Origin of the sequence: Mesorhizobium sp. LMG17149, assembly GCF_024518695.1 — a bacterium.
Classification (GTDB): Bacteria; Pseudomonadota; Alphaproteobacteria; order Rhizobiales; family Rhizobiaceae; genus Mesorhizobium.
This window is the reverse complement of sequence record NZ_JANIFL010000013.1, coordinates 130,658-156,590: the sequence shown is the minus strand read 5'-3', so window position 1 is coordinate 156,590 and position 25,933 is coordinate 130,658. Positions and strand designations below refer to the sequence as shown.

At 63.3% G+C, this 25,933-nt stretch carries 22 protein-coding genes and 1 pseudogene; 20 read left to right on the top strand and 3 right to left on the bottom strand.

The window, feature by feature from the left end; all coding sequences use genetic code 11:
* Nucleotides 1–85: 85 nt before the first annotated feature.
* The 3 genes and pseudogenes from leuS to NP945_RS27125 all read left to right on the top strand — a co-directional run bounded on the left by leuS (nt 86) and on the right by NP945_RS27125 (nt 6,269).
* Nucleotides 86–2,710, top strand: coding sequence for a leucine--tRNA ligase (leuS, locus tag NP945_RS27135; RefSeq protein ID WP_127269445.1), 2,625 nt, complete (start codon nt 86–88; stop codon nt 2,708–2,710).
* On the top strand, nt 2,697–3,275 hold the full coding sequence (gene lptE / locus NP945_RS27130; protein WP_127269446.1) for an LPS assembly lipoprotein LptE: 579 nt from the start codon (nt 2,697–2,699) through the stop codon (nt 3,273–3,275). Before leuS ends, lptE begins: the two co-directional genes overlap by 14 nt.
* 310 nt (nt 3,276–3,585) lie before the next feature.
* Nucleotides 3,586–6,269 (top strand): annotated as a pseudogene (locus NP945_RS27125) (DNA translocase FtsK).
* A gap of 87 nt (nt 6,270–6,356) precedes the next feature.
* Here the strand turns inward: NP945_RS27125 and fsa are convergent.
* Complete coding sequence (fsa, locus tag NP945_RS27120) at nt 6,357–7,013, bottom strand: fructose-6-phosphate aldolase (protein ID WP_127320636.1); 657 nt, start codon at nt 7,011–7,013, stop codon at nt 6,357–6,359.
* Between the two features lie 90 nt (nt 7,014–7,103).
* On the opposite strand from fsa, the gene NP945_RS27115 reads away from it, so the two are divergent.
* The gene (locus NP945_RS27115) at nt 7,104–9,287 is read left to right on the top strand and encodes a primosomal protein N' (protein WP_256748045.1); all 2,184 of its coding nucleotides are present in this window, start codon (nt 7,104–7,106) and stop codon (nt 9,285–9,287) included.
* A 24-nt stretch (nt 9,288–9,311) separates the two neighbouring features.
* Here the strand turns inward: NP945_RS27115 and NP945_RS27110 are convergent, their stop codons facing one another.
* A complete protein-coding gene (locus NP945_RS27110) occupies nt 9,312–9,578 on the bottom strand; it encodes a type II toxin-antitoxin system Phd/YefM family antitoxin (protein ID WP_236382932.1) in 267 nt (88 codons plus the stop codon).
* 69 nt (nt 9,579–9,647) lie between these two features.
* Between NP945_RS27110 and NP945_RS27105 the strand changes: the two genes are divergently transcribed.
* The 9 genes from NP945_RS27105 (at nt 9,648) to lepB (ending at nt 17,453) form a co-directional block, all read left to right on the top strand.
* A complete protein-coding gene (locus NP945_RS27105) occupies nt 9,648–10,343 on the top strand; it encodes an aspartate/glutamate racemase family protein (protein WP_127267281.1) in 696 nt (231 codons plus the stop codon).
* Nucleotides 10,344–10,438: 95 nt separating this feature from the next.
* Nucleotides 10,439–10,834: a DUF4345 family protein gene (locus NP945_RS27100; protein WP_127267282.1), complete on the top strand. Its 396-nt coding sequence runs from the start codon at nt 10,439–10,441 to the stop codon at nt 10,832–10,834.
* 246 nt (nt 10,835–11,080) lie between these two features.
* Entirely contained in the window at nt 11,081–11,641 is a 561-nt protein-coding gene (locus tag NP945_RS27095; protein WP_023762496.1) for a F0F1 ATP synthase subunit delta, read from the top strand.
* Complete coding sequence (gene atpA, locus NP945_RS27090; RefSeq protein WP_127267283.1) at nt 11,641–13,170, top strand: F0F1 ATP synthase subunit alpha; 1,530 nt, start codon at nt 11,641–11,643, stop codon at nt 13,168–13,170. Before NP945_RS27095 ends, atpA begins: the two co-directional genes overlap by 1 nt.
* 31 nt (nt 13,171–13,201) lie before the next feature.
* Complete coding sequence (locus NP945_RS27085) at nt 13,202–14,086, top strand: F0F1 ATP synthase subunit gamma (protein ID WP_127261419.1); 885 nt, start codon at nt 13,202–13,204, stop codon at nt 14,084–14,086.
* 70 nt (nt 14,087–14,156) lie between these two features.
* Nucleotides 14,157–15,752, top strand: coding sequence for a F0F1 ATP synthase subunit beta (gene atpD, locus NP945_RS27080; RefSeq protein WP_164748765.1), 1,596 nt, complete (start codon nt 14,157–14,159; stop codon nt 15,750–15,752).
* Nucleotides 15,753–15,755: 3 nt separating this feature from the next.
* Nucleotides 15,756–15,980 carry a hypothetical protein gene (locus NP945_RS27075; protein WP_256748044.1) on the top strand — a complete coding sequence of 75 codons (225 nt, stop codon included), beginning with the start codon at nt 15,756–15,758 and terminating at the stop codon, nt 15,978–15,980.
* Nucleotides 15,973–16,380: a F0F1 ATP synthase subunit epsilon gene (locus tag NP945_RS27070; protein WP_127267285.1), complete on the top strand. Its 408-nt coding sequence runs from the start codon at nt 15,973–15,975 to the stop codon at nt 16,378–16,380. Before NP945_RS27075 ends, NP945_RS27070 begins: the two co-directional genes overlap by 8 nt.
* Nucleotides 16,381–16,706: 326 nt before the next feature.
* Nucleotides 16,707–17,453 carry a signal peptidase I gene (lepB, locus tag NP945_RS27065; RefSeq protein WP_127397902.1) on the top strand — a complete coding sequence of 249 codons (747 nt, stop codon included), beginning with the start codon at nt 16,707–16,709 and terminating at the stop codon, nt 17,451–17,453.
* A 45-nt stretch (nt 17,454–17,498) separates the two neighbouring features.
* Here lepB and NP945_RS27060 read toward each other — a convergent pair whose 3' ends face one another.
* Entirely contained in the window at nt 17,499–19,028 is a 1,530-nt protein-coding gene (locus tag NP945_RS27060; protein WP_256748043.1) for a mannitol dehydrogenase family protein, read from the bottom strand.
* Between the two features lie 142 nt (nt 19,029–19,170).
* Here NP945_RS27060 and uxaC point away from each other — a divergent pair, with 142 nt between their 5' ends.
* The 7 genes from uxaC to kduD all read left to right on the top strand — a co-directional run bounded on the left by uxaC (nt 19,171) and on the right by kduD (nt 25,926).
* A complete protein-coding gene (gene uxaC, locus NP945_RS27055; RefSeq protein WP_256748042.1) occupies nt 19,171–20,583 on the top strand; it encodes a glucuronate isomerase in 1,413 nt (470 codons plus the stop codon).
* 36 nt (nt 20,584–20,619) lie between these two features.
* The gene (locus NP945_RS27050; protein ID WP_256748041.1) at nt 20,620–21,597 is read left to right on the top strand and encodes a TRAP transporter substrate-binding protein; all 978 of its coding nucleotides are present in this window, start codon (nt 20,620–20,622) and stop codon (nt 21,595–21,597) included.
* Between the two features lie 100 nt (nt 21,598–21,697).
* Nucleotides 21,698–22,228 (top strand): TRAP transporter small permease, encoded by a 531-nt coding sequence (locus tag NP945_RS27045; RefSeq protein WP_127269376.1) that lies wholly within the window; start codon nt 21,698–21,700, stop codon nt 22,226–22,228.
* Between the two features lie 4 nt (nt 22,229–22,232).
* Complete coding sequence (locus tag NP945_RS27040; RefSeq protein ID WP_127269374.1) at nt 22,233–23,513, top strand: TRAP transporter large permease; 1,281 nt, start codon at nt 22,233–22,235, stop codon at nt 23,511–23,513.
* Nucleotides 23,514–23,520: 7 nt separating this feature from the next.
* Complete coding sequence (locus tag NP945_RS27035) at nt 23,521–24,297, top strand: FadR/GntR family transcriptional regulator (RefSeq protein WP_127269375.1); 777 nt, start codon at nt 23,521–23,523, stop codon at nt 24,295–24,297.
* A gap of 22 nt (nt 24,298–24,319) precedes the next feature.
* Complete coding sequence (gene kduI / locus NP945_RS27030; RefSeq protein ID WP_127270496.1) at nt 24,320–25,171, top strand: 5-dehydro-4-deoxy-D-glucuronate isomerase; 852 nt, start codon at nt 24,320–24,322, stop codon at nt 25,169–25,171.
* A complete protein-coding gene (gene kduD, locus NP945_RS27025; RefSeq protein ID WP_256748040.1) occupies nt 25,168–25,926 on the top strand; it encodes a 2-dehydro-3-deoxy-D-gluconate 5-dehydrogenase KduD in 759 nt (252 codons plus the stop codon). The genes kduI and kduD overlap by 4 nt, the downstream gene beginning before the upstream one ends.
* Nucleotides 25,927–25,933 lie beyond the last annotated feature (7 nt).

Below are 25,933 nucleotides of genomic sequence, written 5' to 3'. Positions count from 1 at the left end.
ACCATGGTGAACACCCGGACCACATTCCCTGAACTGCCGAGCCGTCGCCCGCAGTTCGCGCATGCTTTTAAGTGAAAAACGTCCCATGGCAACCGAACGATACAATCCGCGCGCGTCAGAGCCCAAATGGCAGAAGGCCTGGGACGCCAAGAAGCTGTTCGAAGCGCACAATGACGATCCGCGCCCGAAATACTATGTGCTGGAGATGTTCCCCTATCCGTCGGGGCGCATCCATATCGGTCATACCCGCAATTACACGATGGGCGACGTGGTGGCGCGCTACAAGCGGGCCAAGGGTTTCAACGTGCTGCACCCGATGGGCTGGGACGCCTTCGGCATGCCGGCCGAAAACGCGGCGATGCAGAACAAGGTCCATCCCAAGGAGTGGACCTACCAGAACATCGCCACCATGCGCGAGCAGCTCAAGGTCATGGGGCTGTCGCTGGACTGGGCGCGCGAATTCGCCACCTGTGACGTCGACTATTACCACCGCCAGCAGATGCTGTTCCTCGATTTTGTCGAGAAGGGGCTGGTGACGCGCAAATCCTCCAAGGTCAACTGGGATCCGGAGGACATGACGGTGCTCGCCAACGAGCAGGTCATCGACGGGCGCGGCTGGCGCTCGGGCGCGCTGGTCGAACAGCGCGAGCTGACGCAGTGGTTCTTCAAGATCACCGATTTCGCGCAGGATCTGCTGGATTCGCTCGACGGCCTCGACGAATGGCCGGAAAAAGTGAAGCTGATGCAGCAGAACTGGATCGGCCGCTCGGAAGGCCTGCTGATCCGTTGGCCTCTGGCCGACGCCTCTGGTGGCGAGCATGAGCTGGAAGTCTATACGACAAGGCCCGACACCATCTTCGGCGCTTCCTTCATGGCTGTCGCCGCCGATCATCCGTTGGCCAAGAAGGCCGCTGCGCACAATCCGGCGCTGGCGAAGTTCATTGAGGATATCGGCCATATGGGCACCTCGGTGGCGGCGCTGGAGACAGCTGAGAAGAAGGGTTTCGACACCGGCCTCCGCGTCGTCCATCCGTTTGACGACAACTGGACGCTGCCGGTCTATGTCGCCAATTTCGTTTTGATGGAATACGGCACCGGCGCCATTTTCGGCTGTCCGTCCGGCGACCAGCGCGACCTCGACTTCGCCAACAAATACGGCCTGCCGGTGATTCCGGTGGTGATGCCGGAAGGCGAGAATCCGGCGACGTTCCAGATCATCGACGAAGCCTATGTCGATGACGGCGTGATGATCAATTCGCGCTTTCTCGACGGCATGAAGCCGGATCAGGCTTTCGACGAAGTCACCAAACTGCTGGAGCAGAAGACCATCGGCAACCGGCCGATGGCCGAGCGCAAGGTGAATTTCCGCCTGCGCGACTGGGGCATTTCGCGCCAGCGCTACTGGGGCTGCCCGATCCCGATGATCCATTGCGAGGCTTGCGGCGTGGTGCCGGTGCCGAAGGTGGACCTGCCGGTGAAGCTGCCCGACGATGTCGATTTCGATCGCCCGGGCAATCCGCTCGACCGGCATCCGACATGGCGCCATGTGAAATGTCCGCAATGCGGCAGGGATGCGCGGCGCGAAACCGACACGATGGACACGTTCGTCGATTCGTCGTGGTACTTTGCCCGCTTCACCGCGCCGTGGGCGCATGAACCGACCGATCCCAAGGCGGCCAACGAATGGCTGCCGGTCGACCAGTATATTGGCGGGATCGAGCACGCGATCCTGCATCTGCTCTATTCGCGCTTCTTCACCCGCGCCATGCGCGAGGCCGGCCATGTCGATCTGGCCGAGCCGTTCAAGGGCCTGTTCACGCAAGGCATGGTGGTGCACGAAACCTATCGCGTCGGCTCGGCATCGAATGGCCGCTGGCTGGCGCCCACCGAAGTTCGGCTGGAGGACGTCGACGGCAAGCGCAGCGCCATCGACATCGCCACCGGCGAGGCCGTCACCATCGGCCCGCTGGAAAAGATGTCGAAATCGAAAAAGAACACGGTGAGCCCGGAAGACATCACCGATGGCTACGGCGCCGATACGGCGCGCTGGTTCATGCTGTCCGATTCTCCTCCCGAGCGCGATGTCGAGTGGACCGACGATGGCGCTGCCGGTGCGCATCGCTTCATCCAGCGCATCTGGCGCCTGGTGTCGACGGCGGCCGAAACACTGGCCGGTATCAAGCCCTTAGCGGCCAGCAGCGGCGAGGCCGCGGTGGTTTCCAAGGCCGCGCACAAGATCCTGAAGGCGGTCGGAGAGGATATCGAGAAGCTCGCTTTCAACCGCGCCATCGCCCGCATCTACGAACTGGCCAACGCGCTGACCACGCCGCTCAACGAGGTGGCCGAAGGCAAGGCCGATGCAGCGCTGAAAGGCGCCTGTCGGCAGGCGGTGGAGATTCTCGTGCATCTGATCGCGCCGATCATGCCGCATCTGGCCGAGGAGTGCTGGGCAACGCTTGGCGGCACCGATCTCGTTGCCGAACGGCCCTGGCCGGTCTTCGATCCGGCGCTGGTGGTCGACAACGAAGTCACCTATCCGGTACAGGTCAACGGCAAGAAGCGGGGGGATTTGACAATTGCCCGCGACGCGGACCAAGGTGCGGTCGAAAAAGCGGTATTGGCTCTCGACTTCGTGCAGAAAGCACTTGAAGGTAAGGCTCCGCGCAAGGTGATCATCGTGCCGCAGAGGATCGTCAATGTCGTTGCCTGATCGGGAAAAGACAGAGTTGAACCATTTGCTGCGCCGCATTGCGCTTGCCGGCCTGATAGGTTCGCTCGCGCTTGTCTCGGCCTGCACGGTGCGGCCGCTCTATTCGAGCGCGCCACTGTCGGGTTCGCAGGCCAGTGCCAGTGCCGAACTGGCGTTGATCGGCATCAAGCCGGTCAATACGCGTTACGGCCAACAGGTGCGCAACAATCTGATTTTCGGGTTTGGACGAGGCGCCGGCGAGCCGGCCTCGCCGGTCTATTCGCTCAATCTCGGCGTGACCGAAGCGGTCGAGTCCGCGGCACTCGTGCAGGTCGGAACGGATGAAGACGAACCGACCGCCGGTTCCGTGACGCTGACCGGCAGCTATACGCTGGCCGATGCGAAGACCGGCGTGGTGATCGCATCCGGCAAGCGTTCGATCACCTCGTCCTTCGACAGGCCGCGTCAGGAATTCGCCGCATACCGGGCGCAGATCGACGCCGAGAATCGCGCTGCGCGAGAGTTGGCGGAAGCGCTGCAGCTGTCCATTGCCCAGGACCTTGTCCGGCACGGCAAGACCGGCTAGCGCACCTCATCGCTTCACGGAAACGGTCCGGCGCCCCAGGCATGATGGGGTGATCGCGGGATCATGACCAGATTCTCGAACAGAGCCAGATTCCGAACAGGGATTGTCCGAAGATACCCATCGAGCTGCTGCGGCACGGCGAGTAGATCGCGCCACCGGCGTGGATGCGGCGAGACGACGATCGTGCCGTGTCGCTCGCAGATTACCACGAAGATTTTGGTGCCCAGGATGGTCGGCGATCCATCCGGGAAGCAACTGTTAACCACTCGCTCCCTATTGCTCGGCAGACATTTCAGAGTGAGTCTTGAGAATGGAAGCCAAGCGTTTTTCCCGGGTCAATTTATCGACGGCCGCATCGCCTGATGATCCCGAGGGGAAGCGCTCCGAGAGCATCGGCGACAGGGGTGGTCAGCGAGGTTCTTCTGCGGCAGGCGACCTTGATCGTCCGGCTCGCAAGGAGCCGGGCGGCCGGCAGCCCGCCACACGCCAGGCCGGCTATTCAGCGCCGGTGGTCGATCTCGGTGGCAACAAGCGGCCCTATATGGAGCCGCGGGGCGGCTCGGACGACACGCTTTCGAAAATCGGCGATATCGAGAGCCCTGCCTGGCAGGAATATTTCTTCCTTGCACCCAACGTGCGTTTTACACGCACGCCGGACTATGAGGCCAGGAAGCATCGTCCGCAGCACGAGCGTGTTGTCGAACACGCCGCGACGCGCCCAGCAGAGCAAGCCGTTGCGCAATCCATGATCAAAGGGGCGTCCTCCGCGCCTTCGCTCCTGGCATTGCCGGCTTCGGTGAAAAGCCCTGCTTCCCAGCCGCTGGCCGGCCACGCCACGCAAGGGCCACTGCCGCCGGCTGCTGCTTTTGTTGCCGCGGGGCGCGCCAGGGAGAAGGTGCCAGCCGTTGCGCCGATGCCGCCGAGGACGGCCGCGACGGGGCAGGCATCCGCGCGTGCGTCCGTTGCTCCGGGCGGCCCGATCAAAACGACCACTTCCGAAAGGCTGCGCTGGCCGTATCTTTCGGATCATGCCTTCTTCGAGGCCATGGCCCCCTATCTGGTCGACGTTTCGTCGCCGGCCCGGCAGACCGGTCCAGCGTCGCCTGCATCGCTCGCCGTGGCGCCAGTCACCACTACGCCGATCGATATTCGCCCAGGGACCGATGCCACCGCATTGTTTCGTGTCATCGACTGCCTTCCGGGCCAGGCCTTGAAGCCGTTGCCGGATGTTTGGCCGGCCAATTCGAACCAGGCCGTCGCCCAACCCGGCGTGCCGGCGAGCGATGCGCCGTCGCCGGTCCAGCCTGTCGCAATCCCAGCCGCCAAAAGCGACGCCGTTTCCGCGTCGGCCGCGCCAAGTGTGAACGTCCCTGCCAGGGCCGTTGCCGCCCGCTCTGCGCGCTTGCCTGGGGCTGGAAAGGTCGTGCTGTCGAGCGCGGGCGATCCCTATGAGCTTCCCTCGGAAGAGCTGTTGCAGCAGCCACCGGAGGGACAAGGCTTCTACATGTCGCAGGAGCGGCTCGAGCAGAACGCCGATCTGCTGGAAAGCGTGCTCGAGGACTTCGGCGTGCGTGGCGAGATCATTCATGTTCGCCCAGGCCCGGTGGTCACGCTTTATGAGTTCGAGCCGGCGCCGGGCGTCAAATCTTCTCGCGTCATCGGGCTTGCCGACGATATCGCCCGCTCAATGTCGGCGATTTCGGCGCGCGTCGCCGTCGTGCCTGGCCGCAACGTCATCGGCATCGAGCTCCCGAACGAGACGCGCGAACCGTCTATTTCCGGGAGCTGATCGAATCGGAAGGCTTCCGCAAGACCAGTTGCAAGCTGGCGCTTTGTCTCGGCAAGACGATCGGCGGCGAGCCCGTCATCGCCGAGCTGGCGAAGATGCCGCATTTGCTCGTTGCCGGAACCACCGGTTCAGGCAAGTCGGTGGCCATCAACACCATGATCCTGTCGTTGCTCTACCGGCTGAAGCCGGAAGAATGCCGGCTGATCATGGTCGATCCCAAGATGCTCGAACTTTCCGTCTATGACGGCATCCCGCATCTTTTGACGCCTGTCGTCACGGATCCCAAGAAAGCCGTCACGGCGCTCAAATGGGCGGTGCGCGAAATGGAGGACCGGTATCGCAAGATGGCGCGGCTCGGTGTGCGCAACATCGACGGCTACAACGAGCGTGCCGCTCAAGCCCGCGACAAGGGCGAAACCGTCGTCATGACCGTGCAGACCGGCTTCGAAAAGGGCACCGGCGAACCGCTTTTCGAACAGCAGGAAATCGACCTCGCGCCGATGCCCTACATCGTCGTCATCGTCGACGAGATGGCCGACCTGATGATGGTCGCCGGCAAGGAGATCGAAGGCGCGATCCAGCGACTGGCGCAGATGGCGCGCGCTGCCGGCATTCACCTGATCATGGCAACGCAGCGCCCCTCGGTCGACGTCATCACCGGCACGATCAAGGCCAACTTCCCGACCCGGATTTCCTTCCAGGTGACATCGAAGATCGACAGCCGCACCATCCTGGGCGAGCAGGGCGCCGAACAATTGCTTGGCCAGGGCGACATGCTGCACATGATGGGCGGCGGGCGCATTTCGCGCGTGCATGGGCCGTTTGTTTCCGACGCCGAGGTCGAGCATGTGGTCGCGCATCTCAAGGCGCAAGGGCGCCCTGAATATCTGGAAACCGTGACGGCCGACGAGGACGAGGAAGAAATCGAAGAAGACCAGGGCGCGGTCTTCGACAAGGGATCCGTCGCAGCCGAAGACAGTGATGCGATCTACGACGAGGCGGTGAAGGTGGTGGTGCGCGACAAGAAGTGCTCGACGTCCTACATCCAGCGCCGCCTCGGCATCGGCTACAACCGCGCCGCGTCCCTGGTCGAGCGTATGGAAAAGGAAGGCCTGGTCGGCGCACCCAACCATGTCGGCAAACGCGAAATCATCATGGGCCGGCGCCAGCCGGCAAGCGCGCCCGAGGACGATGGCACGGACTGATCGGCAGCCCGCTTGAAGCGCACATCAAAAAGGCCGGTTGCCCGGCCTTTTTGATTACAAGCGATTGGTCTCAGCCGATCGCCATTCTCAGCCGATCGATTGGCCGGTCTTTGCCCAGTCGGCGAGGAACTGTTCCAGGCCCTTGTCGGTCAGCGGGTGCTTGACCAGCGCCTTCAGTGTCGCCGGCGGCGCGGTCACGACATCGGCGCCGATGAGGGCCGCCTGCTTGACGTGGTTCACGGTGCGCACCGAAGCGACGAGGATCTCGGTCTGGAAATCGTAATTGTCGTAGATCTGCCTGATCTCCTGGATCAGCTCCATGCCGTCGATGCCGATGTCGTCGACGCGGCCGACGAAGGGCGAGATGAACGAGGCACCGGCCTTGGCCGCCAGCAGCGCCTGGTTGGCCGAAAAGCACAGCGTGACGTTGACCAGGCGGTTCATCTCGGTGCGGATCGTCTTGCAGGCCTTGAGACCGTCCAGCGTCAGCGGCACCTTGATGCAGACATTGTCGGCGATCTTGGCCAGAACCTTGGCCTGCTGCATCATCTCGGAATATTCAGTGGCGGTGACTTCAGCCGAGACCGGACCCTTGACGATGTCGCAAATCTCTTTGGTCACGTCGGCGATCTTGCCGCCGGATTTGAGGATCAGCGACGGATTGGTGGTGACGCCGTCGAGCAGCCCCAGATCATTCAGCTCACGGATATCCTTGACGTCGGCGGTGTCGACAAAAAATTTCATGGCGGGTCTCCTGAAGATTCTTATGTGCATGCCATGCACATTCGGGGTCGGCCTTTGATCTAGACCAAAGTCAGGGCAAGGTCACGCCTCATGATCGAAGATTCGCCCTTTGTCGCAGCCGCACCGGTGCTGGTGCCGATGCCCGCCGAACGCCCCTACACCTATGCCGTGCCGGCCGGCATGCCCGTGGTGCCGGGCTCGATCGTGCGCGTGCCGCTCGGGCCGCGGCAGGTCGCCGGCATCGTCTGGGATGGCGCGGTCGAGAAGGTCGACGCGAAAAAGCTGCGCCCCATCGAACAGGTCTTCGACTGCCCGCCGATCGACCGAGCGATGCGCCGTTTCGTCGACTGGGTGGCGCAGTACACGCTGTCGCCTCCGGGCATGGTGGCGCGCATGCTGCTCAGGGCGCCGGAGGCTTTCGACCCCGAACCCTGGATCGAAGGGCTGCAGCGCACGCTCCTCGCACCCGACCGGATGACGGGCGCCAGGCAGCGTGTGCTGGAGACGGCCGAAGGCGGCCTTGCCTGGACGCGCTCCGGCCTCGCTCACGCCGCCGGCGTGTCATCGACGGTGATTGACGGCCTGAGGGCGCAAGGCGTGTTCGAGACTGTGATGATCCCGCCGCGCCCGGTGGTGGCCGCGCCCGATTCCGGCTACGCCATTCCGGAACTGATGCCGGACCAGAGCGACGCGGCGCAGATGCTGCGCGCCAATGTCGCAGCCGGCGTGTTCAACGTTGCGCTGCTCGACGGCGTCACCGGATCCGGTAAGACCGAGGTCTATTTCGAGGCGGTGGCGGCTGCGCTCGACCAGGGCAGGCAGGTGCTGATCCTGCTGCCGGAAATCGCGCTGACGCATGCCTTTCTCGAGCGCTTCCAGCAGCGCTTCGGCGCCAAGCCGGGCGAATGGCATTCCGACCTGCCGCCGCGGATGCGCGAGCGGGTTTGGCGGCAAGTGGCGGAGGGCGGTGTGCGGGTCGTCGCCGGCGCGCGCTCGGCGCTGTTCCTGCCGTTCAAGGAGCTCGGCCTGATCGTCGTCGACGAGGAGCACGACCCTGCCTACAAGCAGGAGGACCGCGTCTTCTACAATGCGCGTGATATGGCCGTGGTGCGCGGCCATATCGGCAGCTTTCCGGTGGTGCTGGCGTCGGCGACGCCGTCGGTCGAAAGCCGGGTCAACGCCAGCCAGGGCCGCTACAACAGGGCCGTGCTCTCAGCTCGCTTCGCCGAGGCGGCACTTCCGCATCTGAAGGCCGTCGACATGCGGCGCGCACCGCCGGCGCGCGGTGGCTTCCTGTCGCCGGTGCTGCTCGACCAGATGCGCCAGACGCTGGAGAGGCAGGAGCAGTCGCTGCTGTTCCTCAACCGGCGCGGCTATGCGCCGCTGACGCTGTGCCGGGTCTGCGGCCACCGCTTCGGCTGCCCGGTCTGCTCGGCCTGGCTGGTCGAGCATCGCTTTCGCGGCCAGCTCGTCTGCCATCATTGCGGGCACAATGAGCGCCGCCCCGAAGCCTGCCCGGAATGCGGCACGCTCGATCATCTGGTCGCCTGCGGACCGGGTGTCGAGCGGATCGCCGAAGAGGTCGTGACGCATTTTCCCGACGCGCGTACCATCGTCTTGTCGTCGGACCTGATGGGCGGCGTGCGGCGGCTGCGGCTGGAGCTGGAGGCGATCGCCGATGGCGAGGCCGACATCGTCATCGGCACGCAGCTCGTCGCCAAGGGCCACAACTTTCCCAACATGACCCTGGTTGGCGTTGTCGATGCCGACCTCGGCCTTGCCAATGGCGATCCGCGCGCCGCCGAGCGGACGTTCCAGCTGCTCAGCCAGGTCACCGGCCGCGCCGGCCGCACCGGCAAGAAGAGCCTTGGCCTGCTGCAGACTTTTCAGCCCGAGCATCCGGTGATGCGGGCAATCGTCTCCGGCGACGCCGAGGCGTTTTACGAACGTGAGATCGCCGAGCGCGAACGGGCCGCACTGCCGCCCTTCGGTCGGCTCGCCGGCGTCATCGTCAGTGCGGTGACGCGGGCGGAAGCCGAGGGCCATGCACGCGGCCTGCGCCGCGCCGCGCCCGAGGCGTCAGATCTGTTCGTGCTGGGTCCAGCCGAGGCGCCGTTGTCACTGCTCGGCGGCCGCCACCGCTTCCGTCTGCTGATCCAGGGCGAACGGCGCGCCGACATGCAAGGTTTTATTCGCGCGATGCTTGCCAATGGGCCGAAGCAGCGCGGCTCGGTCAGGGTGCAGGTGGATATCGATCCGCAGAGTTTTTTGTAGTTGCCGGGCGCTTGGTAGGTGGATTCAAATAGGTACGTCGGGCGGCTCAAAACTCGGCATCTCGTGACGGCGATTCGTTTCGCTCAAATTCGATGCCGCCGGGATACCGAGTAACCAATCAGCCAAATTTCTCCGACTGTCTTGCGGATAGAGCTTTCGCCCTTCATCGTCCGGGACGATCATGGCAGCCGGCCTGCCGTTTTCTGTGATGATGGTTGGCTCGCCATTTCCCGCGGCCTCCACAATTGCCGAGAGTGTCGCCTTGGCCTGCTGAAGCTGAACGGTTTTCACTGCGACCTCCTTGTGGTCTCATGTGTTTATAGTATCGAGGATCGCCTAGGAAAAGGAACAGCTCGCGCAATGAAAACCCTTGGCCTTCTGGGCGGCATGAGCTGGGAATCGACGGCCATCTACTATCGGCTGCTCAACGAGATCGTGCGCGAGCGGCTGGGCGGCTTGCATTCGGCCAGGCTTCTGCTCTGGTCATTCGACTTCGCCGAAATCGCCGAGCGGCAGCATCATGGCGACTGGGATGGCGCCGGTGTGCTTCTCGTCGAAGCCGCACGCAAGCTCGAGGCCGGCGGCGCGGAGGGTCTGCTTTTGTGCACCAACACCATGCACAGACTGGCCGACCAAGTGCAGGCGTCGGTGTCGATCCCGCTGATCCACATCGCCGATGCCACCGCGGTGGCGGTCAAGCGCGCCGGCATGCAGCGTCCGGCACTGCTGGCGACGCGCTTCACCATGGAGCAGGATTTCTACAAGGGCCGGCTCGCCGACAGATTTGGCTTGAACCCTGTCGTACCCGATAGTGCCGGGCGCGACATGGTCCATCGCGTCATCTACGACGAGTTGTGCCAGGGCATCGTCAAGGAGACTTCAAAGGCGGCCTATATCGCCGAGACCGAGCGCCTGCGCCGCGAAGAGGCGGCCGACAGCGTCATCATGGGCTGCACCGAGATCACCATGCTCATAGGCGAGCAGGATTTCGACATCCCGGTCTTCGACACGACGCGCATCCATGCCGAGGCGGCTGTGGAATTCGCGCTCGGTTGATGCGCGCCGCCTAAAGTGCGTGGATCCATCTGGCGCGCTTCTTTTCCTCCGCTAGAATGCCCGGAATTTCAAAACAGGCATTTCGAGGGGACAAGATGGATTTTGCGCTTCCATGGCCGACGAGCCAGGGCGAATGGCTGGCCTGGTCGAGCGCCGTCGTCACCGTGCTGCTCGGTCTTTTGTTTTTTCTGGCTCCTGGCCTCGCCTTCCATGCCCTGCGCTTGCAGGTCAAACCAGAGAAGGCTGCGGCGATCGCCGAGGGGCGCGGCAGGATGTCGGGCTTCTATCTCGGCGTCGGCCTGTGCTGTATCCTGCTGGCGCAGCCGCTGATCTACATGGCGCTTGGCTTCTCCTGGCTGTTCACCGCCTTCGGCCGGCTGCTGTCGATGATGTCGGATGGCGCCAACACGCCTTTCAATTGGGTTTCCATTGTGGTGGAATTGGTGCTGGCGGCGTTGCCGCTCGCCTTTGCCTTCGGCTTTCTGCCTTGAATCGTTGGGTATTCCGCGATGGAAGACGGGTGACTTTCGCCGGATGCGACAATAGTGCCTGAAAACCATGCGGAACGACGCATTGCGGTCTTAAAATGCCTGTGCTAGACGGCAATCGACTTTCGGCCGGGGATAGCGGAAGCCGCGTCTCCGTGCTTGAAAAAATGCAGTAAGGTCAAAGATTTAGCCAGAGTTTTTGCTCGCGCCAACAATCTACGGCCTGTCAGACAAGAGAAAAGACGGTCCGTGGCTCAATCGTCATCGCCAATCTCAGGTGTCGCAGAACGCTATGCGGGTTCGCTGTTCGAACTCGCCCTGCAGGCAAATTCCGTGGCCAAGGTCGAAGCTGACCTCAACAGCTTCGAAGCCATGCTCGCGGGCAGCGCTGATCTCACCCGGCTGATCAACAGCCCGGTGTTCTCCAGCGAGGACCAGGCGAAGGCCATCGCGGCAATCGCCGACAAGGCCGGGATTGCCGGCCTCACCGGCAATTTCCTGCGCGTCGTCGCCCGTAACCGCCGGCTGTTCGCCATTCCCGGCATGATCAGGGCGTTCCGCCAGATATCAGCCGAACATCGTGGCGAGACCGCTGCTGAAGTGACGTCGGCTCACGAACTGACGGCTGCCCAGCAGACCGAACTCAAGGCGGCGCTGAAGAGCGTTGCCGGCAAGGACGTGGCTATCTCCGTCACCGTCGATCCGTCGCTGCTCGGCGGGCTGGTGGTCAAGATGGGCTCGCGCCAGATCGATACGTCGCTCAAAACCAAACTCAATTCGCTCAAGCTTGCACTGAAAGAGGTCGGCTGATGGACATCCGCGCCGCGGAAATTTCCGCAATTCTGAAAGACCAGATCAAGAATTTCGGCAAGGAGGCCGAGGTCTCCGAAGTCGGACAGGTGTTGTCCGTCGGTGACGGTATCGCCCGCGTCTACGGCCTCGACAATGTCCAAGCCGGCGAAATGGTCGAATTCCCCGGCGGCATCCGCGGCATGGCGCTCAACCTCGAAGCCGACAATGTCGGCGTCGTCATCTTCGGCGCCGACCGCGACATCAAGGAAGGCGACATCGTCAAGCGCACTGGCGCCATCGTCGACGTCCCCGTCGGCCCAGGCCTGCTCGGCCGCGTCGTCGACGCGCTCGGTAATCCGATCGACGGCAAGGGTCCGATCAAGGCGGTCGAGCGCAAGCGCGTCGACGTCAAGGCGCCCGGCATCATTCCGCGCAAGTCGGTGAACGAGCCGATGTCGACCGGCCTCAAGGCCATCGATGCGCTGATCCCGGTCGGCCGCGGCCAGCGCGAGCTGGTCATCGGCGATCGCCAGACCGGCAAGACCGCCATCATCCTCGACACGATGCTCAACCAGAAGTCGGTGCACGACAACGGCCCCGAGAAGGAAAAGCTCTACTGCGTCTACGTCGCCGTCGGCCAGAAGCGCTCGACCGTCGCGCAGTTCGTCAAGGTGCTGGAAGAGCGCGGCGCGCTCGAATATTCGATCATCGTCGCCGCCACCGCTTCCGATCCGGCACCGATGCAGTTCCTGGCGCCGTTCGCCGGCGCCACCATGGGCGAATATTTCCGCGACAATGGCATGCACGCGCTGATCAGCTACGACGATCTGTCGAAGCAGGCCGTCGCCTATCGCCAGATGTCGCTGCTGCTGCGTCGCCCGCCGGGCCGCGAAGCCTATCCGGGCGACGTCTTCTACCTGCACTCGCGCCTGCTCGAGCGCGCCGCCAAGCTCAACGACGATCTGGGCGGTGGTTCGCTGACCGCGCTGCCGATCATCGAAACGCAGGCCAACGACGTGTCGGCCTATATCCCGACCAACGTGATCTCGATCACCGACGGCCAGATCTTCCTCGAGACCAACCTGTTCTTCCAGGGCATTCGTCCTGCGGTGAACGTCGGTCTGTCGGTCAGCCGCGTCGGTTCGGCCGCGCAGATCAAGGCGATGAAGCAGGTTGCCGGTTCGATCAAGGGCGAGCTTGCGCAGTACCGCGAAATGGCGGCCTTCGCGCAGTTCGGCTCGGATCTCGATGCCGCCACCCAGCGCCTGCTCAACCGCGGATCGCGCCTCACCGAACTCCTGAAGCAGCCGCAGTTCTCGCCGCTGAAGACGGAAGAGCAGGTCGCGGTGATCTTCGCCGGCGTCAACGGCTATCTCGACAAGCTGCCGGTCAACCAGGTCGGCAAGTTCGAGCATGGCCTGCTCAGCCACATGCGTTCGGCCGGCAAGGACGTCCTCGAAGCCATCCGCAAGGAAAAGGCGCTGTCGGACGATCTGCGCGCCAAGCTGAAGGCCGAGATCGACGCTTTCGCCAAGACCTTCGCCTGAGCGAATTGCAAGACGGGATCAGGTTTGAAGCATGCCTTCATTAAAAGACCTTCGTAACCGTATCGCCTCGGTCAAGGCGACGCAGAAGATCACCAAGGCGATGCAGATGGTCGCCGCGGCGAAGCTGCGCCGTGCGCAAGAGGCTGCGGAAGCGGCGCGCCCCTATTCGGAGCGCATGGGTTCCGTGCTGGCCAACATAACCCAGGCAATCGGCGGCGGCGGCGATGCCCCGGCGCTGATGACCGGCACCGGCAAGGATGACGTGCATCTGCTCGTCGTCTGCACCGCCGAGCGCGGCCTGTGCGGCGGCTTCAATTCGCAGATCGCCCGCCTTGCCCGCGACCATATCCGCAAGCTTTTGGCCGACGGCAAGCAGGTCAAGATCATCTGCGTCGGCAAGAAGGGTTTCGACATCCTGCGCCGCGACTACGCGTCGATGATCATCGACCGAGTCGACCTGCGCGAGGTCAAGACACTCGGCTTCGTCAATGCCGATGCCATCGCCAAGAAGGTCATCCACCTCTTCAACGAAGGCGGCTTCGACATCTGCACGCTGTTCTATTCGCAGTTCAAGTCGGTGATCAGCCAGATCCCGACCGCGCAGCAGATCATTCCGGCCGGCGTTGCTTCGGCTCCTGCCGAGGCGATTGATGGCGGCAACGCCGTCTACGAATATGAGCCGGAGCCGGGCGAAATCCTCTCCGACCTCATTCCGCGCAACATCTCCGTGCAGGTTTTCCGGGCGCTGCTCGAAAACGTGGCCGGCGAAATGGGCGCCAAGATGAGCGCCATGGACAATGCGACGCGCAACGCCGGCGACATGATCAACAAGCTGTCGATCACCTACAATCGCCAGCGGCAGGCGCAGATCACCAAGGAACTGATCGAAATCATTTCGGGCGCCGAGGCGCTCTAGGCGTGGTTCGCGGGTCATCGACCCGCGACTGGACCGCGTGAGAAACAAAGGACGAAAAAGGGTAAAGACGATGGCGAAAGCAGCGACCCCCCAGAAGGCAGCCCCCAAGGCCGCAGCCGCGAAAACCGCAGCCCCCGCGAAGGCGGCGGCAAAGGCTCCAGTAGCAGCCGCGAAGGCCGCCCCGGCCAAGGCGGCAGCACCGGCGAAGGCCGCCGCTGCCAAGACATCGGCAGTGGCCAGCAAGGCAACCGGCGTTGTCGGCAAGGTTCGCCAGGTCATCGGCGCCGTTGTCGACGTGCAGTTCGGCGATCACCTGCCGGCGATCCTGAACGCGCTCGAGACGACCAATGTCGGCAACCGCCTGGTGCTCGAAGTTGCCCAGCATCTGGGTGAAAACACCGTGCGCTGCATCGCCATGGACTCGACCGAAGGTCTGGTTCGCGGCCAGGAAGTGCGTGACACCGGCGCGCCGATCACCGTGCCGGTCGGCCCGGGCATGCTCGGCCGCATCATCAACGTCATCGGCGAGCCGGTCGACGAAGAAGGCCCGGTCGACGCGACCGAAATGCGCTCCATCCACCAGCCGGCTCCCACCTATGTCGAGCAGTCGACGGAAGCACAGATCCTGATCACGGGCATCAAGGTGCTCGACCTCTTGGCCCCCTACGCCAAGGGCGGCAAGATCGGCCTGTTCGGCGGCGCCGGCGTCGGCAAGACCGTGCTGATCCAGGAACTGATCAACAACATCGCCAAGGCGCATGGCGGCTATTCGGTGTTCGCCGGCGTCGGCGAGCGCACCCGCGAAGGCAACGATCTGTATCACGAGTTCATCGAATCCGGCGTCAACAAGAAGGGCGGCGGCGAAGGCTCCAAGGCCGCACTCGTCTATGGCCAGATGAACGAGCCGCCGGGCGCGCGCGCCCGCGTCGGCCTGACCGGCCTGACGGTTGCGGAATACTTCCGCGACCAGGGCCAGGACGTGCTGTTCTTCGTCGACAACATCTTCCGCTTCACGCAGGCTGGTTCGGAAGTGTCGGCTCTGCTCGGCCGTATTCCTTCGGCCGTGGGCTATCAGCCGACGCTCGCCACCGACATGGGCGCGCTGCAGGAACGTATCACCACCACCACGAAAGGCTCGATCACGTCCGTGCAGGCCATCTACGTGCCCGCCGACGATCTGACTGATCCGGCGCCGGCGACCTCGTTCGCCCACCTTGACGCGACGACGACGCTCAACCGCGCCATCGCCGAAAAGGGCATCTATCCGGCGGTCGATCCGCTGGATTCGACCTCGCGCATGCTCGACCCGCTGGTCGTCGGTGACGAGCATTATGGCGTCGCGCGCCAGGTGCAGTCGATCCTCCAGCGCTACAAGTCGCTGCAGGACATCATCGCCATTCTGGGCATGGACGAGCTGTCGGAAGAGGACAAGCAGACCGTGGCCCGCGCCCGCAAGATCGAGCGCTTCCTGTCGCAGCCGTTCTTCGTCGCCGAAGTGTTCACCGGCGCGCCGGGCAAGCTGGTCGACCTCGCCGACACCATCAAGGGCTTCAAGGGCCTCTGCAACGGCGACTACGATCACCTGCCGGAAGCCGCCTTCTACATGGTCGGCGGCATCGAGGAAGCAGTCGAGAAGGCACAGCGCCTCGCGGCTGAAGCGGCGTAATATATGCAAAAGAAGTTCTGTTGCTCGACCTTGCAAGAGGTGATGACAGAGCTTCCCTCGCCGTCGTTCTTCGAGACCGACGATGGGGTGCTAATGGTGACGGTCGGGACTGTCGAAACAGAGGACGGTCCTGGGTATTTTGATCAAGCGGTCATGTTCTGTCCATTCTGCGGGACCGAGTTGCAGACTGACGAAATTATCGCCGGCAAGGTGAAGCAAAATGGCTGAAGCTTTCAAGTTCGAACTGGTCTCGCCGGAACGCCTGCTGGTTTCTGAGCAGGTCGAATCCGTCGTCATTCCGGGCGCCGAAGGCGAGATGACCGTCATGGCGCATCACGCCCCGGTCATGACCACGATCAAGCCGGGCGTCGTCACCGTGAAGACCGCGGCGGGCGGCGAAGAACGCTATGTGGTGTTCGGCGGCTTCGCCGACATCGTTCCGGCCGGCTGCACGCTGCTGGCGGAATCGGCTGTCGCCGTGAAGGATGTCGACCGCGCCGATCTCGCGCGCCGCATCCAGGAAGCCAAAGAAGACGCTGCCGACGCCAAGGACGACGAGGCTCGCAGCAAGGCGGAGCAGTTCCTTAGCCAACTCACCACGCTGGAAGGCGCCATCCTGCCGGCTTGAAATTCGGTTTCGATGAAAGAGTAAAAAGCGGGGCCTTGCCTCGCTTTTTTGTTTGTTGGACAGTCGCGCTGCCTTGGGATGGGGGTGGGCCGGTGACGGAAGAAACAGCGCAACGAGAAACAGCCTCACGCTCCTGGTGGTCGACGGCCCTGGTGTCGGCCTTTGGCGGTCCATTCGGCGGATTTCTGTGGATCGGCAGCGGCAAGCCGGCGGTTGCCAGCCTGGTGGTGATCAGCGCCATCGTTTTCGCACTCGCCTACACCGGATTTCCGGTGCTGCCGGGAACCGATCTTGCCTGGCTGGCCAATTTTTCAGGTATCGGTTCGATGATTCTGGGGGCAGCGCTCGTCGTGCCCTTCGCCCATCGGTTCAAGCCGGTGAGATGGTATGCGCACGGGTTTTGGGTGCTGGTGCTTGTCTTTCTGACTACCTATCCGGCTGCATTTGCGATCCGTTCGTTTCTGTTCCAGCCGTTTTCGATACCATCCAGCAGTATGGTGCCGACATTGCAAGGCGGCGACTATCTCTTCGTCTCCAAATTCGCATATGGCTACAGCCGCTACAGCGTGCCGTTCAATCTGTTGCCGATAGAAGGCCGCATGTTCGGCGCGGAGCCCAAGCGAGGGGATGTGGTGGTGTTCAAATTCCCGCCCGACCCCAGCGTGGATTACATCCAGCGGATCGTCGGTCTACCCGGGGACAAGATCCAGATGGTCAATGGCGTGCTGCACATCAACGATGTGGCCGTCGGCCTCAAGGATGCAGGCACTTTCTCCTACGAGGAACGCGAGCAACCTGCCAGGCTTGAACGGGAGACCCTGCCGGGTGGTGTCACCCATTTCGTTCTCGACCTGACGGACAGTTCCATCGGCGACAACACGCGGGAATTTGAGGTGCCCGAAGGCCACTATTTCATGCTGGGCGACAATCGCGACAATGCCTCCGACAGCCGATTCATGGTCGGCTTCGTTCCCTACGAAAACCTCGTCGGCAAGGCCGTGCGATTGTTCTGGAATTCAAAAGGCACGGAGTATTCTTCCCGGCAAACGCTGGACGGTTCGGTCGGCAAATAAGCCTGAATCGAGTTGGTTCGGACCCGCACCAAGTCTGGTTGATGACTACTTCATATCTATGCCGAGCGCGGCGAAGGCCAAGGTCGGACCGTCGCGTCGCAGGTGGACGAGATGCACAGCCACAAGTTCGATCAACGTCTGGCGTTCGGCGTGATCCCCAGCGAAGCCGGCTAGGTCGAACACCGCGGTCACGGTTTCATTCGCCGGCAGTTGCTCACTCAAAAGTTCCGTCAACGCCGCGTCGAGCGGATCGGTGAAATGGCCCTCCGGCAAGGTTTTCCCTCGCGCGGCGCAGGCGGCGATCCAGGCAGCCACCACCAGGGTCAGATGGACCAGTTCGGTACCGGCTTCCAGGCATTCGATGGCGGAAGCGATGATGCGCTGCGGCAGTTTCTGGCTGCCGTCATTGGCGATCTGCGCCGTGCGATGGGCAAGTGCAGTGTTGGAAAAACGCTCCGCGAGTTCCGCGGTATAGGCGCTCGTGTCCAATCCGGCATCCTCGGGCAGGGTCGGGATGGCTTCGGCCCACAAGGCATCGACAAATTGCCGGATCGCCGGGTCGGCGAAGGCGCGGTCGACGGTGGCATGACCGCTGAGCAGGCCAAGATAGGCGATGGCCGAATGCGAGCCGTTGAGCAGCCTGAGCTTCATGTCCTCGAACGGGCCGACGTCGCGAACCATGGTGACGCCGAATTGTTCCCACGCGGGCCGGCCAGTCGGGAATTTATCTTCGACCACCCACTGACAAAACGGCTCGGTCATCACGGGCCAGGCGTCCTCGACGCCGAGTTCTTCAGCGATCCGCGCCCGATCGGCGTCGGTGGTTGCAGGCACGATACGATCGACCATGCTGGAGGGAAACGCGACCTGATGGGCGATGTGGTCGGCGATTCCAGCGTCGCTCGATTGGGCGAGCCCGGCATCTCGCAACTGGGCGAATTCGACCAACAGCCGGTGCAGCGTGGCGCCGTTGGCCGGCAAATTGTCGCAACACAGGACAGTTAAGGGCGGCGTGCCGGCGGCGCGTCGCAGGGCAAGCGCCTCGGTCAGAAGACCATGCGCTGTCTTCGGCATCCGAGGATTGGCCAGATCATGGGCGATATCGGGATGTGCGGCGTCCAATCCGCCGCCTGCCGCCCTCAGATAGGCTTTTTCGGTGATCGTCAGCGTGACGATGCGGGTGCGCGGATCGGTCAGCGTGGCCAGCACAGCGCTGGGGTCTTCGGGCGCCACCAGCATCGCGCCGATCGAGCCGATGACCTGAAGCTTTTCGGTTCCACTGCTTCTGATCGCCAGCGTGTAGAGCCCGTCCTGCGGCGTGAGAGCGTCGCGCGTGTCGGTGCTGCGCAGCGAAACGCCTGTTATGCCCCAATCCGCCTCGCCTGCCGCCAGGCAATCGTCGACATAGGCTGCCTGATGGGCGCGGTGGAAGGCGCCGACACCAAGGTGCACGATGCCCGGGACGACGCGGCTGCGATCATACGCAGGTGTCGCGATCGAAGCCGGCAGTGCGCGCACGGTCTTCGTGGAAAGGCGTTCGGTCGTCGTGGTGCGACTGGTCTGGTCGGATGACATGAGTGGCCTCGGCAGGGATCGGCAAAGCGGCGTAACATTCGATTTCCTGCCACACAATGGGTCGAAAAGTCATCATACAACAATCGCATTTTTGTATGTTGACATTATTTCTTGCCGCCCCTACCGATAGTGGCTTGGGAGGATGATCGTGGCACTGACCCATGCGGATTTGCTGTTTCCCGCCGAGGCGCATTCGCGCGCGATTGCCCGTGATCTCTATGCCGGGATCAAGGACCTGCCCCTTGTCAGCCCGCATGGTCACACCGATCCGCGCTGGTATGCGCTGAACGAGCCATTCCCGGATCCGGCGCAACTGCTCATCGTCCCGGATCACTACATCTTCCGCATGCTGTTCAGCCAAGGCGTCCGCCTTGAGGATCTCGGCGTGGCGACGCTCGACGGCGCGCCGGTCGAGACCGACGGCAGGGCGATCTGGCGGCTTTTTGCCGAGCACTATCATCTGTTTCGCGGCACGCCGACCCGGCTGTGGTTCGATCATGTGCTCGCCGATCTGTTCGGCATCGACGAACCGCTGACCGCGGCGACTGCCGACCGCCACTACGACACCATCGCGACGCTGCTGCAGTGGGAGAATTTTCGCCCGCGCGCGCTGTTTGAGCGTTTCAACATCGAGGTCATCGCGACCACGGAAGGAGCGCTCGACGATCTCCAATGGCACCAGATGATTCGCGACAGCGGCTGGCAGGGCCGCGTTATCACCGCCTATCGGCCGGACGCGGTCGTCGACCCAGATTTCGAAGGGTTTTCAACCAATCTCGACCGGCTCGGCGAGATCACCGGCTGCGACACCGGCAATTGGGCCGGCTATCTCGATGCGCATCGCCAGCGGCGTGCCTTCTTCAAAGGCTTCGGCGCGACTTCGTCGGATCATGGCCATCCGACGGCCGAGACCGCCAATCTTTCGGTTGCGGCGGCGCAAGAGCTGTTCAATCGAATCCGCCGTGGTTCCGACGACGAGCGCGAGCGAAAACTGTTCCGCGCCCAGATGCTGACCGAGATGGCCAAGATGAGCCTCGACGATGGACTGGTCCTGCAGATCCATCCCGGCTCCTGGCGCAATCATTCGCCCGCGATCTTCCAGAAATTCGGCCGCGACAAGGGTTTCGATATCCCGACCAGGACCGACTATGTGACGGCGCTGAAGCCGCTGCTCGACTGCGTCGGGCTGGAGCGCGACCTCACCGTCATCCTGTTCACGCTCGACGAGACCAGTTATGCGCGCGAGCTGGCGCCGCTGGCCGGTGTCTACCCGGCGCTGAAGCTCGGGCCGGCATGGTGGTTCCACGACAGCCCGGAAGGCATGCGGCGCTTCCGCGAGATGACCACCGAGACGGCCGGCTTCTACAACACCGTCGGTTTCAACGACGACACCCGTGCCTTTCCATCGATCACGGCGCGTCACGATGTGGCGCGGCGAGTCGACTGCGCGTTCCTGGCGCGTCTCGTCGCCGAGCATCGGCTGCGCGAGGACGAGGCGCATGAGCTGGCGCGGGAACTGACCTATACGCTGGCGAAAAAGGCGTATCGGCTCTGAAGGGGCAACTCGCCCGCAATGCAAAGGGAGGAAACCATGTTGCATTTTTCAAGACTGACGGGAGCTGCGCTACTCGCCGCCGCACTGATGGCCGGAACGGCAAGCGCCCAGACGGTTCTGCGCTCGTCCGACACCCACCCGGACGGCTATCCGACGGTCGAGGCAGTCAAATATTTCGGCGAGCTTGTAAAGGAGCGTACGGCCGGCCGCTATGCGGTCGAGCTCTATCCTTCCGCGCAGCTCGGCGAAGAAAAGGACACGATCGAGCAGGTTCGCACCGGCGTGATCGACCTCAACCGCATCTCGATGGCGCCGTTCAACGGGCTCATTCCCGAAACCACTGTGCCCTCGCTGCCCTACATCTTCCGCTCGGAAGACCATATGCACAAGGTCATGGACGGGGCGGTCGGCGACCAGATCGCGGCGGCGTTCGAACAGGTCGGGCTGGTGCTGCTCGCCTTTTACGACAGCGGCGCGCGCTCCTTCTACAATTCGAAGAAACCGATCAACTCATTAGCCGATCTGTCCGGCATGAAGTTCCGCGTCATCCAGTCCGACATCTTCGTCGACATGGTGGCGGCACTCGGCGCCAACGCGACGCCGATGCCGTATGGCGAGGTGTATTCGGCGATCGAGACCGGGGTCATTGACGGTGCGGAAAACAATTTTCCAAGCTACGACACCGCCAAGCATGCGGAAGTCGCCAAGTTCTATTCGCTCGACGAGCACACTATGGTGCCGGAGGCCTTCGTCATGGCGAAGTCGAGCTGGGACAAGCTGACGCCGGAGGATCAGGCGATCTTCAAGGCGGCCGCCAAGGAGAGCGTCGCCAGGCAGCGCGAGCTGTGGACCGCCAAGGTCAAGGAATCGCGCGCCAAGGTCCAGGCGGCCGGTTCGCAGATCACGACGCCGGACAAGCAGCCCTTCATCGACGCCATGGGTCCGGTCTACGAGAAGCACGTCAAGGACGACAAGCTGAAGGCCATGGTCGAAGCCATCAAGGCCGTGCAGTGATCAAGCGGCGGCGCGGGCATTCCGCGCCGCCGTCCTCTTGCGGAGAGAACCGGTGACCTCCAGCCCAGAACACAGACCGCCCCTGTCCGGCGTCGCGCGCATGATGTCGCGCGTCAGCACAGCGGCGCTATGGGTCGCAGGCATCGGGCTGGTGCTGATGACCGCCTTCGTCGCCTGGCAGGTGTTCGGTCGTTATGTCCTGAACCGCTCGCCAAGCTGGACCGAGCAGGGCTCGGTGATGCTGATGAGCTGGTTCATTTTCCTCGGCGCTGCCGTCGGGGTGCGCGAGAACTATCACCTCGGCTTCGACGTCCTGCTCTACGTGCTGCCCAAAGGCGGCAAGCGTTGGCTGCGGATGATCTCGGACCTCGTCGCGCTCGCCTTCGGCATCGGTATGATCTGGTATGGCAGCCAACTGGTCGCATTGACCTGGGGCGCTACCTTGCCGTCGCTCGGCATATCGGGGGGCTGGGACTACGTCCCGCTGGTCGCGGGAGGCGTGCTCGTCGTGCTCTTCACGCTGGAGCGCATCGTGCTTCGTCTTTCCGGTGCGCCGATCGACGATGTGCTCGATGAACTGCCGCCGGCGGAAGTCGCAACCGAACTCGACACGGCGAACGTGAAGGTCTGACGCCATGGAACTCTGGATTCTCTTCGGCGTCTTCACCCTTCTGATGCTTATCGGCACGCCGATCGCTTTCTGCCTCGGCGTCGCAAGCTTTGCCACCGTCCTCTATATGGGCCTGCCGCCGCTCATCGTGTTCCAGCGCCTGAATTCCGGCATGAGCGTCTTTTCGCTGCTGGCCATTCCCTTCTTCATCTATGCTGGCGACTTGATGGTGCGCGGCGGCATCGCCAGCAAGATCGTTGCCTTCGCCGGCTCGCTCGTTGGCCATTTGCGCGGCGGCCTCGGGCAGGTCAACATTGCGACCGCTACACTGTTCGGCGGCATTTCCGGCTCCGCGGTGGCCGAGGCGGCGGCGGTCGGCGGCTTGATGATCCCGCAGATGAAGGCGCGTGGATATGGAGCGGATTACGCCGTCAACGTCACGTCGATGGCGGCGCTGATCGCGCTGCTCCTGCCGCCGTCGCACAACATGATCATCTACTCGATCTCGGCAGGTGGAAAGATCTCCATCGCCGACCTGTTCACGGCCGGCATCATTCCGGGCCTGCTGTTGGCCCTGTCGCTGATGATCACCGCCTATTTCGTGGCGCGCTCCCGCGGCTATCCGACCGAGCCGTTTCCGGGCTTCACCGCCGTCGCGCATCTCTTCGCTGTCGCGGTGCCCGGCCTGCTGCTGATCGCGATCATCTTCGGTGGCGTACGATCGGGCGTTTTCACGGCGACCGAGAGTTCCTGTGTCGCGGTCATCTATGCGTTGCTCGTCACTGTCTTCGTTTACCGGCAGATGACTTGGGAAGGTTTCGTTCATGCCACCCATGGTGCCGTGCGCACCACGGCCATGGTGCTGCTCATCATCGGCATGGCGGCGGCGTTCTCGTGGTTGATGGCCTTCCTGAAAGTGCCGGCAGCGCTCATAGCCTCCATGAACGCGATCTCGGACGATCCGCTGGTCGTGCTTCTCCTGCTCAACGTCTTGATGCTGTTCCTCGGCACCTTCATGGACATGGGGCCGACGATCATCATCTGCACGCCGATCTTCCTGCCCGTGGCGCAAGCCTACGGCGTCGACCCGGTACATTTTGGCGTTATCATGATCCTCAACTTCGGCATCGGGCTGAATACGCCGCCGGTGGGCGCTGTGCAGTTCGTGGCGTGCGCAGTGGGCAAGATATCCGTCTGGGAGGCGATGCGCTCGATCTGGCCGTTCTACGGGGCCGGGCTCGTGGTACTGGGGCTCGTCACTTACATTCCGGCCATTTCGCTCTGGCTACCGAGCGTCTTCAAATAGGGGCGACATGGCATCGGACACCGCAACCGACCTCAGGGTCGAGAGAAAACCCAAATTGTCGGAGACAGTGGTCACGACGATCCGCAAGCAGTTGCAGGCGGGTGAGATCCTGCCCGGCCATAAATTGCCGACCGAAGGCCAACTGACCGAAACCTTCGGCGTCAGCCGCACCGTCATCCGCGAGGCGCTGGCCAAGCTTGCCGCCGACGGGCTGGTCGAACCGCGCCAGGGCGCCGGCGTCTTCGTCACAGAGCACATCTCGACAATGTTCGGCGCGCTTGCCGCCGACATGGGCAGCAAGGATTCGATCGCGCTCAACGTGCTCGAAGTGCGGCTGGCGATCGAGATTGAATCGGCCGGGATCGCCGCCGTCCGCCGCAATGCCGCGCAGGAGGCGGCGATCCAGGAAGCCTTCTTCGAATTCGAGCGGCTGCTGCTTGCCAGCGAGCCGACCGGTCCGGCCGACCTCGCCTTCCATCGCGCGATCGCCAGCGCCACCAGCAACCCATTCTATGTCGAGATGCTCGACGTGCTCGGCCGGCGCGCCATCCCGTGCGACGTGACTTCGCCCTGGTCGACCGAATTGGCGCAATCCGATAGCTACCAGCGCGGACTGCAGCGCGAGCACCTGGTGATCCTCAACGCCATTACCTCTGGCGATGCCGAGGCCGCGCGAGAGGCGATGCGCGCGCACCTCACCGCCAGCCAGCAGCGTTACCGCGAACGCCTGCATGCGCGTCAGGCTTTTTATTCCAGTTCGGTCAAGGCCGCCGCCGGCGAATGACCCATCTCAAGTCAGGATTGAAATGAACCAGAGCCACACCGACTATACATCCCGCTTTGCCATCGACCCGGTCGCCGCCGCGGCGATGGGAACCGATGAGCTGCGCCACAACTTTCACATTGACGGCCTGTTCCAGCCCGGCCGCATCAGCCTGACCTACACACATTACGACCGCATGATCGTCGGCGGCGCCGTGCCGACGGACGCCGCGCTTCAACTGGAAACGATCAAGCCGACCGGCACCAAGAACTTTCTCGACCGTCGCGAGCTGATCGCCGTCAACATCGGCGGTGCAGGCGTCATCAAGGCCGGCGGCCAGTCCTTCGAATTGCAGGCGCGCGACATGCTCTATCTCGGCATGGGCATCGCTGATGTGTCGTTCGCGTCGGCCGATGCAGATGCGCCGGCCAAATTCTATCTGCTCAGCGCGCCGGCGCATCAGGCCTGGCCCAGCCGGCTGATCCGCATCGGCGACGCCAAGCGCCTCGATCTCGGCAGCAAGGACACTTGCAACGAGCGTTCGATCTTCCAGTTCATCCATGCCGACGGCGTGAAGACCTGCCAGCTGGTGGTCGGCATGACTCAGCTGGCGCCGGGCTCGGTGTGGAACACCATGCCGTGCCATGTGCATGACCGGCGCATGGAGGCCTATCTCTATTTCGACCTGGCGGAGACGGCACGCGTCTTCCACTTCATGGGCGAGCCGGACGAGACGCGCCATATCGTCATGGGCAACGAGGAAGCGGTGCTGTCGCCGGGCTGGTCGATCCATTCGGGCGCCGGCACTTCCAATTATGCTTTCATCTGGGCGATGGCTGGCGACAATGTCGACTATACCGATGTCGACCCGGTGGCGTTGAGCGATCTGCGGTGAGCGACCCCTTCAGCCTTGCCGGAAAACGTTTCCTGGTCACCGGCGCCAACACCGGCATCGGCCAGGGCATCGCCGTATCGATCGCACGCGCCGGGGGCGCGGTGGTCGGCGTCGGCCGCTCGTCGATGGACGATACGGCAGACAAGGTCGCCGCGCTGGGAGGGCAATTCGAGGCGGTCAGCGCCGACCTTGCCGACATTTCGGCCGCCGGCCCGTTGCACGACCGGATCTGGGACGAAAGCGGTCCGCTCGACGGGCTGGTCAACAATGCCGGCATCATCCGCCGCGCCGATGCCGTCGATCTCAGCGAGGCCGATTGGGACGACGTCATGGACGTCAATCTGAAAACGGTTTTTTTGCTCTGCCAAAGCTTTGCAAGGCGTGCCTTGGCCGCTGAGCGGAAAGGCAAGATCGTCAACATTGCCTCCGTGCTGAGCTTCCAGGGTGGCATCCGCGTTGCGTCCTACACTGCCTCGAAGCACGGTGTGCTCGGCATCACGCGTCTGCTCGCCTGCGAATGGGCGGCAAAGGGCATCAACGTCAACGCCATCGCGCCGGGCTATATCGAGACCAACAACACGCAGGCGCTGCGCGCCGATCCCGACCGCAGCGCCGCCATCCTGGCGCGTATCCCGGCCGGCCGCTGGGGCGAGGCGGGCGACATTGGCGACGCCGCCGTCTTCCTGCTGGCGCCGGCATCGGACTATATGCATGGAACGGTGGTGCCGGTGGATGGCGGCTGGCTGGCGCGCTAGCGAGGTT